This window comes from Bradyrhizobium sp. WSM1253 (assembly GCF_000244935.1).
Classification (GTDB): domain Bacteria; phylum Pseudomonadota; class Alphaproteobacteria; order Rhizobiales; family Xanthobacteraceae; genus Bradyrhizobium; species Bradyrhizobium canariense.
This window is the reverse complement of the sequence record NZ_JH600073.1, coordinates 4,723,448-4,735,888: the sequence shown is the minus strand read 5'-3', so window position 1 is coordinate 4,735,888 and position 12,441 is coordinate 4,723,448. Positions and strand designations below refer to the sequence as shown.

Below are 12,441 nucleotides of genomic sequence, written 5' to 3'. Positions count from 1 at the left end.
TCGGAAAGGCCACGGCAGAGCCTACAACCGGCATTGCGGGGTGTCCCTTCCGCACTCCCGCTCCTTAAGGCGCCATCGCTCGCAGCGCAGTCAGTCCCGAGGGCGACCGAGTGAACCTCAAGGGCCAATGTTTCACGTGAAACAGCTTGAACAGCGGCTGCCGCGTTTCACGTGAAACGGAAGAGGTGGAACAAAGGCTAGTTCTACAATGAAGAACTAGCGCTACTTCCCAACACAGAATTTCTGGAAAATGGCACCCAAGACGTCTTCGACATCCACCCGACCCAACAGCCGGCCCAAGGCATAGGCCGCAGCGCGCAGCTCTTCGGCGGCGAGCTCCTCACCCTGTTCTACGAGATCCAGACTCCGGCGCAAGCTGTCCGCTGCCCGGCGGAGCAGATCCCGTTGGCGGGCCCGGGTCACCAAGGCCCCCTCGGTCGTTCCGAAGAAGTCGGCGGCGAATTTCACGAGGGCATCGACCAGCTCGGGGATGCCGTCCCCCCGGCTCGCTGCGATTCCGAACTCACCGCGCGGGCCGACGTCCTCGACCCCGCCAAGATCGATCTTGTTGCGTACGATCCAGACCGAGCCGCCGGAGCGACTGCCTGCGTTGCCGGACTTCCCCAGCAGCGGCATCGCGGCCGGATCAACAGCGCGCCCACCCTCCACCAGCCACAACACGAGGTCGGCGTCTTCGGCTCGCGCCCGCGCCCGGCGCACACCCTCCTGCTCGACTGGATCGTCGGTCTCGCGAATCCCGGCCGTGTCGATCACCGTGACGGGATAGCCGTCGAGATCGAGCTGCACCTCGATCACATCGCGCGTCGTACCGGCATGCGGCGAGACGATCGCGACGTCGCGGCGCGCGAGCTGGTTGATCAGCGTCGACTTGCCGACATTCGGCTCGCCCGCGATCGCAACCACCAAGCCGTCTCGCAAGCGTTCAGCTTGTCCCTGTGCCGCAAGGACTTCTGTGATTTCGTCGTGCAGCGCACTGATCGCCTTCACCGCAGGCGCCATCAACTCGGCGGGCACATCGCCCTCGTCGGAGAAATCGATGCCGGCCTCGATCAAGGCCGAGGCGTCGATGATGCGCTCCCGCCAGTCGCGCGCGCGATTGCCGAGGAGACCCTGCAGCTGCCGTAACGCCTGGCGGCGCTGGCGGTCGGTGTCGGCGTGAATGAGATCGTCGAGGCCCTCCGCTTCGGTCAGGTCGAGCTTGCCGTTCTCGAAGGCGCGCTGGGTGAATTCGCCGGGCTCGGCGGCGCGCATATTCGGAATTACGGAGATAGCGGCGAAGAGTGCCGCCAGCACCGCGCGGCCGCCATGGACGTGAAATTCGGCGACGTCCTCGCCGGTCGCGCTGGCGGGGCCTGGAAACCACAACACCACCGAATCGTCGATCGGCTGGCCCACGCCGTCATGAAGCAGCCGGCGGCTGGCCTGTCTCGGCGCCGGCAGCTTGCCCGCCAGCGTCGTCAACGCCAGGCTGGCGCCTGGCCCGGAGACGCGCACCACCGCGAGCGCACTCGGCGGACGGCCGGACGACAGCGCAAAGATGGTCTGGTCTCGCGGATGCATGGCCTATTTGTCCGGCTGAAAGGGAAAAGGCAAACATCTGTTTCTGCCGACGAACGGCGGGTTTTGCTGCGCCAAATCCTGCAGCAAAACCTATGTTGCAATGCAATATATCCAGTGGCAATTGCTGCGAGAATTACTCACTGCGGAATGATAAACGAGCCGGATAATAAATATTACCAAGTAGTATCAAGGCCTTATTACAAAATCCGGTCGAGGCAACAAACACGCCGCCATGCTGCACCTTCGCTGCAGCAAAGCCGCACAAAAAAAGGGCGCCCGGAGGCGCCCTTTGATCATATTGCACCGCAATCAGGTGTTCATCGAGTCGAAGAACTCGGAATTGCTCTTGGTCGAACGCAGCTTGTCGAGCAGGAAGTCGATACCGTCCATCGTCCCCATCGGATTCAGGATGCGGCGGAGCACGTACATCTTCTTCAGGACCACCGGATCGGTGATCAGCTCTTCCTTGCGGGTGCCGGAGCGCGAAATGTCGATCGCCGGGAAGGTCCGCTTGTCCGAAACCTTGCGGTCGAGGATCAGCTCCGAGTTACCGGTGCCCTTGAACTCTTCGAAGATGACTTCATCCATGCGGCTGCCGGTATCGACCAGCGCGGTCGCGATGATCGTCAACGAGCCGCCCTCTTCGATGTTGCGGGCGGCGCCGAAGAACCGCTTCGGCCGCTGCAGCGCGTTGGCATCGACACCGCCGGTCAGCACCTTACCCGATGACGGCACCACGGTGTTGTAGGCGCGGCCGAGGCGCGTGATGGAGTCCAGCAGGATCACCACGTCGCGGCCATGCTCGACCAGGCGCTTGGCCTTCTCGATCACCATCTCGGCGACCTGGACGTGGCGCACCGCCGGCTCGTCGAAGGTCGAGGAGACGACCTCGCCCTTCACCGAGCGCTGCATGTCCGTGACTTCTTCCGGACGTTCGTCGATCAGGAGCACGATCAGATAGCACTCGGGATGATTATGCGCGATCGAGTGCGCGATGTTCTGCATCAGCACCGTCTTGCCTGTGCGCGGCGGCGCGACGATCAGCGCGCGCTGGCCCTTGCCGATCGGCGCGACGATGTCGATCACCCTTGCAGAAAGGTCTTTCCGCGTCGGATCGTCGATTTCCATGCGGAAGCGCTGATTCGGAAACAGTGGCGTGAGGTTGTCGAAATTGACCTTGTGCTTGGCCTTTTCCGGGTCCTCGAAATTGAGCGTGTTGACCTTCAGCAACGCGAAATAGCGCTCGCCCTCTTTCGGGCTGCGGATGTGGCCTTCGATGGTGTCGCCGGTGCGCAGGCCAAAACGGCGGATCTGCGAGGGCGAAACGTAGATGTCGTCCGGGCCCGGCAGATAATTCGCATCGGGCGAACGGAGGAAGCCGAAGCCGTCGGAGAGAACCTCGACGACGCCTTCGCCGACGATATCGGTCTCGGCGAGCGCAAGCTGCTTGAGGATGGCGAACAGCAGCTCCTGCTTGCGCATGGTGCTGGCATTCTCGACCCCGTTCTCTTCCGCGAACGAGACGAGCTCGGCCGGCGTCTTCGACTTGAGGTCCTGGAGTTTGATTTCCCGCATTGGGGTGGTCCTGTGGGGTAACCTGGGGAGGGGTGCGAGGAGGCTCTGAAATGCGGACGCGAAAAGGTAAGGTCCGCAGGTCTGGCAAGGAGAGCGCCGGTGAGGCTTCAAACCTGATGGGGTGTCCGGCCTCTGGAAAGCTCAGACACGACCACATCCGCCTGCGTTGGGTGGGATATTGCTAATATAGAAAATCGCCTCTCACTCCGCAAGCAGAAGCACTGAGCGATTGTTCGCGACCCCTGCCTAGAACGGCTTCACGATCACCATGATGACGATCAGAATCATCAGGCCAGTGGGTACCTCGTTGATAATCCGATAAAATTTCTGGCTCCGGGGGCGCCGATCCGCGGCGAAATCCTTCAGCCAGCGCGAAAAAAAGCCGTGGACCGCGGACATCGCGAGGACCAGTGCCAGTTTTACGTGCAGCCAGCCGAAGCTGAACCAATGGCCAGCCCAGGCGAGATAGAGCCCGGCGAGCCAGGTCACGATCATGGCGGGGTTGATGATGGCCTTGAACAGCCGCCGTTCCATGATCTTGAACGTTTCCGACTGCTTCGAGCCGATGTCGGCCTCGCAATGATAAACGAACAGCCGTGGCAGATAGAGCATGCCCGCCATCCAGGAGATGACGGCGATCACATGCAGCGCCTTGATCCAGAGATAGACGTCTTCAAACATGTCTGGGATCCGGATTCCTGCCCAGCCGCGGGGAACGCTGGGGATAGTAAGAACTCGTTAAGGTCTTGCCTGCACACATATCCGTCCGTAGCGCCCTTCTCCAATAAGAATCTTAGATTCTTAAGGTTTGAGTCTATGTGACGGTGAATTGGACTCACACATTTCCGTCCGCCCGTTCACACGCGCTTGTTCACATCCATCAACATATCCCTGATCACTCTGGCCGCCCTCGATAAGGCGGTCAGCTTCAAAGGCTTGCGCGTTTCTGTCGGCAGCTTATCAAGAGGGTTATCGGCACAATCCCGTTTCCCTTTCGACGGGGCGCCGAACTTGTTCTCACGGGCAGTGGTGTGAAGAAAATTGGCACTTGTCCCGCCCCCGGTGTCGCGCATCCCTTTCCGAGGGGTTAAGGTCCACAGAAATCCACAAACCAAACCGGTTTCATACAAAGGGCTTTTGTGCCGACCTCGAACAATTATTTCCATCTGCACCTCGTGTCCGATTCCACCGGTGAGACGCTGATCACGGTCGCGCGGGCCGTTGCCGCCCAGTACGCCAACGTGACCCCGGTCGAGCACGTCTATCCGCTGGTGCGCAGTCAGAAACAGCTCGATCGCGTGCTCGACGAGATCGAGGAAGCGCCGGGAATCGTGCTGTTCACGTTGCTCGAGAAGGATCTGGTCGCCAGGCTCGAGGACAAGTGCAAGGGGATCAATGTTCCGAGCCTGTCGATCATCGGCCCGGTGATGCAATTGTTCGAGGCGTATCTCGGAGCCGCCACGACCGGCCGGGTCGGTGCCCAGCACGTGCTCAACGCCGAATACTTCAAGCGCATCGACGCGCTGAACTACACGATGATCCATGATGACGGTCAGCATGTCGAAGGGCTCGACGACGCGGACGTGGTGCTCGTCGGTGTCTCCCGCACCTCCAAGACCCCGACATCGATCTATCTTGCCAACCGTGGCATCCGCACCGCCAACGTGCCGCTGGTTCCAGGCATTCCGGTGCCGTCGCAGTTGGAAACGTTGACGCGACCGCTGGTGGTGAGCTTGCATGCGACGCCGGAACGCTTGATCCAGGTGCGCACGAACCGCCTGCTCTCGATGGGCGCCGATTCCAGCGGCGACACCTACACGGACAAGCAGTCGGTCGCCGAAGAGGTCGCATTTGCCCGCAAGCTGAGCGCCAAGCACGATTGGCCGCTGCTCGACGTCACGCGGCGCTCGATCGAGGAAACCGCCGCGGCGATCATGAAGCTCTATAGTGATCGTCAGCGTAACCGGCCTTCTGAATAGTTTTGGGAATAGTTTCGTGATGGGTCTGTGGCTCGGCAAATCCTCATTGATCCTGGCCTCGCAGAGCAGCGCGCGAAAGATGCTGCTGGCCAATGCCGGGCTCGAGTTCAAGGTGATCACAGCTGATATCGACGAGCGCGCGATCCAGGCCGCCTCCGGGCTGTCTGGTCCGCGCGAGATTGCCTTGCTGCTGGCGCGCGAAAAGGCCAAGGCGGTCTCGGCTCATCACGCTGGAAGCACCGTCATCGGTGCGGATCAAACGCTGGCGCTTGGCGATCGCATCTTCAACAAGCCTGCGGGCCGCGCCCAGGCGCTGGCGCAACTGCGCGATCTCTCCGGACACAGCCATGAGCTGAATTCTGCCGTGGCGATAGCACGTAATGGTGAGATCATCTTCGAGGACGTCTCGGTCGCCCGCCTCACCATGCGGCAGATGACCGAGGCCGAACTTTCGACCTATCTCGACATCGCCGGCGATGCCGTCACCACCAGCGTCGGCGGCTATCAGCTCGAAAGCCTGGGGATCCATTTGTTCGAGCGTATCGAGGGCGACCACTTCACCATTCTCGGCTTGCCGCTGCTGCCGCTGCTTGCGTTCCTGCGGCACGAGCGGCTAGTTGCGGTGTGATTGGCAAAGATGGCTGGGCGCTGATGCGAATCTTGGGACTGACCGGCTCGATCGGGATGGGAAAATCCACCACCGCGAAATTATTCGCGGAGGCTGGCGTCCCTGTCTACGATGCCGATGCCGCCGTCCATCAGCTCTATGAGGGCGAGGCTGCGCCCGCGATCGAGGCCGCCTTCCCCGGCACCACCGCGAACGGCAAGGTCGATCGGTCAAAACTGTCGGCGCGTGTGGTGCACGATGCTGCGGCCATCAAGCAGCTGGAGCAGATCGTCCATCCGATGCTGGGCGCTTCCCGCAAAAAATTCTTCGCCGACGCCGAAGCCGCCAAGGCGCCCGTCGTGGTGCTGGACATTCCACTGCTGTTCGAGACTGGGGGCGAGACGCGGGTCGATGCCGTAGTCGTGGTGACGACGTCTCCGGAACTGCAGCGCGAGCGGGTGCTGGCGCGCGGCACGATGGACGAGGCCAAGCTCGACGCCATCATCGCCAAGCAGACACCCGACGCGGAAAAGCGCAGGCGTGCCGATTTCGTGGTGGATACGTCCCACGGACTCGATCCGGTGCGCGCCCAAATCGCGCACATCCTGGCGGAGGTCGTTAAGATGCCGCAGCGGCGCGCCTGATTCGGCGCCTGACACGGCTTCTCAGATCATGCGCGAAATCGTTCTCGACACAGAAACCACCGGCCTCGACCCGCTGCGGGGAGACCGCCTGGTCGAAATCGGCTGCGTCGAGATGCTCAATCGCATGCCGACGGGGCAGAGTTTCCACGTCTATATCAATCCCGAAAGGGACATGCCGGCAGAAGCCTTCGCGGTGCACGGGCTGTCGGCCGAGTTCCTGGCGACCAAGCAGCTGTTTCACGAGGTCGTCGACGATTTTCTGGAGTTCATCGGCGATGCGCCGCTGGTGATCCACAATGCCTCGTTCGACATCAGCTTCATCAATGCCGAGCTCGACCGGATCAAGCGCCCGGCGATCCCGCGTGAGCGGTTGGTCGATACGCTGCTGCTGGCACGGCGTAAGCATCCCGGCGTGTCGAACCGGCTCGACGATCTCTGCTCGCGCTATGCGATCGACAATTCACGCCGCACCAAGCACGGCGCGTTGCTCGACGCCGAGCTGCTTGCGGAAGTCTATGTGGATCTGGTCGGGGCGCGGCAATCGCAGCTGCTGCTGGCCTCGGAATCCGAGGAGACTCGCGCCAACGGGGCTGCTGATGCGCCACGGCGGCAGCGGCCAGCGCCGCTCGCGCCGCGGATTTCAGACGCCGAGCGCGAGGCCCACCGGGCCTTCATCGCAACGCTCGGCGACAAGGCGATCTGGAACGAGTTCTTGCCCGCTCCAGCTGTCGCTTCGGCCGGTTAGGCCTGACCGCTCGGCTGAGCGGCCATTTGCCGCTCCATGTTCTGACGATAGAGGCCGACGAAGTCGACCGGGTCCAGCATCAAAGGCGGGAACCCGCCGTCGCGCACGGCCGTGGCGATGATCTCACGGGCGAACGGGAACAGCAGGCGCGGGCATTCGATCATTACCAGCGGATGCAAATTGTCCTTCGGCACGTTGGAGATGCGGAACACGCCGGCATAAGCGAGCTCGAACGAGAACATGATCTTGCCGGCGGTCTCGGCCTTGCCCTCGACCGACAGGGTCACCTCGAACTCCTGTTCGCTGAGGTTGTTGGCGCTCACATTGATCTGGATGTTGATCTGGGGCGGTTGGCTCTGCTGCTGGAGCGAGCTGGGCGCATTCGGATTTTCGAACGAGAGGTCCTTGGTATATTGCGCCAGGACGTTGAGCTGGGGAGCCTGGGCCGCCTCGGGAGGGGTGCCGTTACCGTTGGTCATAAGAGTGTCTCCTTACCCGATTGGGCTGAATTTCGCGGCGGTTGGCTAACATAGGGCTACCTCGTTCCACAAGGACGAACGGTCCCGGATGGGGAATTCCGGCCACGGCCACAACTGCGGCGTTCATCCCGCCGATCCAGCGCAACTGCGCCTTAAACGATTGAAGATGCGCGATTTCCGGCCAGGATCGGGTTTCCCCTTAAGCATAAAACGCGCTACACTCGGTGCTGTGCCAAAAGGCGCCATTGGCCGGGCAAGATTTCGTGCCTACATCCCACGGACCTGACGCGCGGACCCGAAATGGTGATGTGGACTTGCCGTTCCGGTATGGAACGGTCTACTGGCCGGATCGATTTTCCCGGCACGATCCTTTCGAGACGGCCCCTTCTACAGACGACCAGAAAGCGAATACGACGTGGACATCTACACCATCATCTTCCTGGCGCTGGCGGTCTTCATCTTTCTGAGGCTGCGCAGCGTGCTGGGGCAGCGCACCGGCAACGAGCGGCCGCCGTTCGACCGTAACGCGCTCCAGGGTGCCCAGGACAAGAACGTCGTCACCATGCCGGGCAAGGTCATCGACCAGGCTCCGTTGGCGCCGACGGCCGAGCCGGCCCCGCCCTCCGACCGCTGGAAGGGCCTGACCGAGCCGGGCACCGTGCTCGCCCAAGGTCTCGATTCCATCGTCGAAAAGGACTCCACCTTCGATCCGCGCCATTTCATCTCCGGCGCCCGCGGCGCCTATGAGATGATCGTGCTGGCCTTTGCCAATGGCGACCGCCGCGCGCTGCGCGACCTGCTGTCGTCGGAGGTCTATGAGAGCTTCGATGCCGCAATCAAGGAGCGTGAGAAGAACGAGCAGAAGACCGAGACGCGCTTTGTCTCGATCGACAAGGCCGAACTCGTCGGCGCCGAGCTGCGCGACCGCACCGCCCAGCTCACGATCCGCTTCGTCTCGCAGATGATCTCGGCCACGCGTGACAAGGCCGGCAACATCGTCGATGGCAGCGCCGACACCGTCGCTGACATCACCGACATCTGGACTTTCGCCCGCGACATCACCTCTCGCGATCCGAACTGGAAGCTGGTTGGCACCGGAAGCGCGAATTAAGGCTTTCCTGAAGACCAGCGCGACGGCGCTCTGCGCAGGTGCCGTCGCGCTGTCGTCGTTTTCACTTGGCGCCGAGGCGGCGCGGCGCCACTATCGCAGCCATCACCATCATCTCCCGGAATTGCCTGCCGCGCCGCCGCGCGCCTTGCCGTATCCGCAGCTTCCCCTGCCGTTCGAGATTCCCGGCGCGCAATATCTGCCGCTGGCCTGGGCCGACGTGAAGGGCTGGGGCGACGACAATCATCTCGCCGCCTACCGGACCTTTCGCGCGAGCTGCCGTCCGATCAGCGCCCAGACCGGCGCGCCCGAACCGAAGGCTTTGGGCGCCTCTCTGGCCGAACCCTGCCGGGTCGCCAAATCGCTCGAGCTTACCGACGACGCCAGGGCCAAAACCTTTTTCGAGGAAAATTTTGCGCCGCTACGGATCTCTCGCCTCGGCGAGCCGGATGGTTTCGTCACCGGCTATTACGAGCCGGTGCTGGAGGGATCGCGCACGCAGACCGACGTCTACAACGTCCCGGTCTATCGCCGCCCGTCGAACCTGTTCGTGCGCGGCTACAAGCAGGATTCGGTCAGCCTGCCCAACAAGGGCCCGGTCTATCGCAAGATCGGCCGCCGCAAGCTGGTCCCCTATTACGACCGCGCCGAGATCGAGGACGGCAAGATCGCCGGCCGCGGACTCGAGATTGCCTGGCTGAAGGACCCGACCGATCTGCTGTTCGCCCAAATCCAGGGCTCGGCGCGGATCAAGTTCGACGATGGCGGCACGGTCCGGCTCAACTACGACGCCTATAACGGCTATCCCTATACAGCGGTCGGTCGCATCCTGATCGAGCGCGGCATCATTCCGAAGGAAGAGATGTCGATGCAGAAGATCAGGGAGTGGATGGCGCAGACACCAGACGGTGCCAAGGAGCTGCGGCGCCAGAACCGCTCCTACATCTTCTTCCGCGAGGTCAATCTGTCCGACAAGGAGGAGGCCGTCGGCGCGCAGGGCATTCCGCTGACGGCCGGCCGCTCGATCGCGGTCGACAAATCGCTCCACGTCTACGGCACGCCGTTTTTCATCGAAGGCGAGTTGCCGATCGATTCCGAACGCGCGAAGACGCCGTTCCATCGGTTGATGATCGCGCAGGACACCGGCTCGGCCATCATCGGTCCGGCGCGCGCCGATCTCTATTTCGGCGCGGGCCAGGAGGCCGGCCGCGTCTCCGGGCGGCTGCGCCATGCCATGCATTTCGTGATGCTGGTGCCGAAGGGTCTCGATCCCACGGCGCGTGCCGCGCGGCTGCCGGTGCCGGACCCGCGGCCGTCGGAGAAGATCGCGAAGCTGTTTCCGCAAACAGAGCCCGCGAAGGACAAGCCGGCGGCAGCCGAGGCGCAAAGCAGGAGCGAGACGGTCGCTGTCGCCGGTCCAGTCCCGCTGCCGGTGCCGCGTCCCGTGATCGAGCCGGTTCAGGAGCCGCGGCGGCCGGTGAAAAATCGTTCCCATCGGCAGCAATGAAGCGATCGTCCCGTCCGCCCGTGCTGGAGCCTCGTCCCTCGCCGCGCCGTCGCGCGCTGAGCGAAGAAGAGCGCGCGCTGTGGGATACGGTCGCAAAGCAGGTCAAGCCGCTGAGGAAGCCTCGTGCGGTGAAGGCGCAAGCTGCGCCGCGCACCGAGCCTTCCCCCGCAGCGCCCCCCACGCGGCCTGCGCCATCACCACGTCCGATTGCCGCTGCCCCGGCACTGCGTGCAGCGAAGCCGGCGGTGCCGCCGCTGGCGCCGCTCGGCAAGCGCGAGCGCACAAAGTTGTCGCGCGGGCGCAGCGAGATCGAGGCGCGGCTCGATCTGCACGGCATGACCCAGATGCGCGCGCATCGCGCACTGACCGGATTTCTGCACCGCGCTCATCATGACGGCCTGACCTTCGTGCTCGTCATCACCGGCAAGGGCCGAAGCGGCGGCGAAAGCGGCGTGCTGCGCCGCCAGGTGCCGGAATGGCTGAGCCTGCCGGAATTCCGGGCTTTTGTGGTCGGCTTTGAGGAAGCCGGTATCGGCCATGGCGGCGAGGGCGCGCTTTACGTGCGGATCAGGCGGGCGAGATTCTAACCGCGGGCTCGCTGCAACCTCTCCCGCGTGCCTTGCGGGTGAGGTTTCGGAGCCCGCGGGACGATCGTCTGCTTCACTATTCTGCTGAAGACGTAGCGACCAACCCATCACTCCCGAATGCTGCACCGCGAACGGAGGACGCCGCTCGCGGCATTCGCCTATTTGACGGCTTCCCTTTTGCCGCGCTTGCCGCTTTCGTTTCGGCCGCTTACACAGTCATGTGAACGTCATATGGCGCTGCTAGCGCAAGCGATCATTTTTGACGGCCCAAGAGAACGGCCAAGGGAGGTTTACTTGATGGCTCTTAGACACTTTGGAGCGGCTGCCGCTATTGCGCTCACGGTTGGACTATCGGCCTCGCCGGCCTTGGCCGTGACCGAAATCCAGTGGTGGCACGCGATGACCGGCGCCAACAACGACGTCATCGTCAAGCTCGCCACCGATTTTAACGCGTCGCAGAGCGACTACAAGGTGATCCCGACCTACAAGGGCAACTATCCCGATACGATGAACGCCGGCATCGCGGCGTTCCGCGCCGGCAACGCCCCGCACATCATGCAGGTGTTCGAAGTCGGCACCGCGACCATGATGGCCGCGACCGGCGCCGTGAAGCCCGTCTACAAGCTTATGGCGGACGCCGGCGAAAAGTTCGATCCCAAGATCTACCTGCCCGCCATCACCGGCTACTATTCGACGTCGAAGGGCGAGATGCTCTCATTCCCCTTCAACTCGTCCTCGACTGTGATGTGGGTGAACCTCGACGAGCTGAAGAAGGCGAACGTGGAGATTCCGAAGACCTGGCCCGAAACGTTCGAGGCCGCCAAGAAGCTGAAGGCTGCGGGTCACGACACCTGCGGCTTCTCCGGCTCCTGGGTCACATGGGTCAATCTCGAGCAGCTCTCGGCCTGGCACAACGTGCCGCTCGCCAGCAAGGCCAACGGCCTCGACGGCTTTGACACCGTGCTCGAGTTCAACGGACCGCTTCAGGTCAAGCATCTCGAAACCCTTGTCGAGCTGCAGAAGACCAAGACCTATGACTACGCCGGCCGCACCAACACCGGCGAAGGCCGCTTCACCTCCGGCGAATGCCCGATCTACCTGACCTCGTCGGCGTTCTTCGGCAACGTCAAGGCGCAGGCCAAGTTCAACTTCACCGCCGTGCCGATGCCGTATTATCCCGACGTCAAGGGCGCGCCGCAGAACTCGATCATCGGCGGCGCTTCGCTCTGGGTGATGGGCGGCAAGTCGGCCGAGGAATACAAGGGCGTCGCGAAATTCCTGACCTTCCTCTCGGACACCGATCGCCAGGTCTATATCCACAAGGCGTCAGGCTATCTGCCGATCACCAAGGCGGCCTACGCCAAGGCAAAGGAAGAGGGCTTCTACAAGGATCAGCCCTATCTCGAGACCCCGCTGCTCGAGCTGACCAACAAGGAGCCGACCGAGAACTCGCGCGGCCTGCGCCTCGGCAACATGGTGCAGCTGCGTGACGTCTGGTCGGAAGAGATCGAGCAGGCGCTGGCCGGCAAGAAGACCGCCAAGCAGGCGCTGGATTCCGCCGTCGAGCGGGGCAACACGATGCTGCGGCAGTTCGAAAAAACCGCCGTCAAGTGAGGCAATGAGCGGCAG

13 protein-coding genes are annotated in these 12,441 nt (G+C 62.8%); 8 read left to right on the top strand and 5 right to left on the bottom strand.

Going from position 1 to position 12,441, the window contains the following annotated elements:
- Positions 1 to 222: 222 nt before the first annotated feature.
- From mnmE to BRA1253DRAFT_RS23850, 4 genes are all read right to left on the bottom strand, one after another.
- A complete protein-coding gene (gene mnmE, locus BRA1253DRAFT_RS23865; protein WP_007598617.1) occupies positions 223 to 1,581 on the bottom strand; it encodes a tRNA uridine-5-carboxymethylaminomethyl(34) synthesis GTPase MnmE in 1,359 nt (452 codons plus the stop codon).
- A 309-nt stretch (positions 1,582 to 1,890) separates the two neighbouring features.
- Positions 1,891 to 3,156, bottom strand: a complete 1,266-nt coding sequence (gene rho, locus BRA1253DRAFT_RS23860) for a transcription termination factor Rho (RefSeq protein ID WP_007598612.1) — start codon at positions 3,154 to 3,156, stop codon at positions 1,891 to 1,893.
- A 246-nt stretch (positions 3,157 to 3,402) separates the two neighbouring features.
- A complete protein-coding gene (gene hemJ / locus BRA1253DRAFT_RS23855) occupies positions 3,403 to 3,837 on the bottom strand; it encodes a protoporphyrinogen oxidase HemJ (RefSeq protein WP_007598610.1) in 435 nt (144 codons plus the stop codon).
- 176 nt (positions 3,838 to 4,013) lie between these two features.
- Complete coding sequence (locus BRA1253DRAFT_RS23850; protein WP_007598608.1) at positions 4,014 to 4,229, bottom strand: hypothetical protein; 216 nt, start codon at positions 4,227 to 4,229, stop codon at positions 4,014 to 4,016.
- Positions 4,230 to 4,295: 66 nt separating this feature from the next.
- On the opposite strand from BRA1253DRAFT_RS23850, the gene BRA1253DRAFT_RS23845 reads away from it, so the two are divergent.
- Genes BRA1253DRAFT_RS23845 through dnaQ form a run of 4 tightly spaced genes read left to right on the top strand, consistent with a single transcriptional unit; the run spans position 4,296 to position 7,131 of the window.
- Positions 4,296 to 5,135: a pyruvate, water dikinase regulatory protein gene (locus tag BRA1253DRAFT_RS23845; protein ID WP_007598606.1), complete on the top strand. Its 840-nt coding sequence runs from the start codon at positions 4,296 to 4,298 to the stop codon at positions 5,133 to 5,135.
- A gap of 19 nt (positions 5,136 to 5,154) precedes the next feature.
- Complete coding sequence (locus BRA1253DRAFT_RS23840; protein ID WP_007598605.1) at positions 5,155 to 5,763, top strand: nucleoside triphosphate pyrophosphatase; 609 nt, start codon at positions 5,155 to 5,157, stop codon at positions 5,761 to 5,763.
- A gap of 23 nt (positions 5,764 to 5,786) precedes the next feature.
- A complete protein-coding gene (gene coaE / locus BRA1253DRAFT_RS23835; protein ID WP_007598603.1) occupies positions 5,787 to 6,386 on the top strand; it encodes a dephospho-CoA kinase in 600 nt (199 codons plus the stop codon).
- A 28-nt stretch (positions 6,387 to 6,414) separates the two neighbouring features.
- Positions 6,415 to 7,131: a DNA polymerase III subunit epsilon gene (gene dnaQ / locus BRA1253DRAFT_RS23830; protein WP_007598597.1), complete on the top strand. Its 717-nt coding sequence runs from the start codon at positions 6,415 to 6,417 to the stop codon at positions 7,129 to 7,131.
- Here dnaQ and secB read toward each other — a convergent pair.
- A complete protein-coding gene (gene secB / locus BRA1253DRAFT_RS23825; RefSeq protein ID WP_007598595.1) occupies positions 7,128 to 7,610 on the bottom strand; it encodes a protein-export chaperone SecB in 483 nt (160 codons plus the stop codon). The two genes, dnaQ and secB, sit on opposite strands and share 4 nt — an antisense overlap.
- A gap of 415 nt (positions 7,611 to 8,025) precedes the next feature.
- On the opposite strand from secB, the gene BRA1253DRAFT_RS23820 reads away from it, so the two are divergent.
- From BRA1253DRAFT_RS23820 to ugpB, 4 genes are all read left to right on the top strand, one after another.
- Complete coding sequence (locus BRA1253DRAFT_RS23820) at positions 8,026 to 8,721, top strand: Tim44/TimA family putative adaptor protein (protein ID WP_007598593.1); 696 nt, start codon at positions 8,026 to 8,028, stop codon at positions 8,719 to 8,721.
- Entirely contained in the window at positions 8,699 to 10,225 is a 1,527-nt protein-coding gene (locus BRA1253DRAFT_RS23815) for a murein transglycosylase A (RefSeq protein ID WP_007598591.1), read from the top strand. The genes BRA1253DRAFT_RS23820 and BRA1253DRAFT_RS23815 overlap by 23 nt, the downstream gene beginning before the upstream one ends.
- Positions 10,222 to 10,812 (top strand): Smr/MutS family protein, encoded by a 591-nt coding sequence (locus BRA1253DRAFT_RS23810; RefSeq protein ID WP_007598590.1) that lies wholly within the window; start codon positions 10,222 to 10,224, stop codon positions 10,810 to 10,812. The genes BRA1253DRAFT_RS23815 and BRA1253DRAFT_RS23810 overlap by 4 nt, the downstream gene beginning before the upstream one ends.
- Positions 10,813 to 11,109: 297 nt before the next feature.
- Positions 11,110 to 12,426, top strand: coding sequence for a sn-glycerol-3-phosphate ABC transporter substrate-binding protein UgpB (gene ugpB / locus BRA1253DRAFT_RS23805; protein ID WP_007598589.1), 1,317 nt, complete (start codon positions 11,110 to 11,112; stop codon positions 12,424 to 12,426).
- Positions 12,427 to 12,441: the final 15 nt, after the last annotated feature.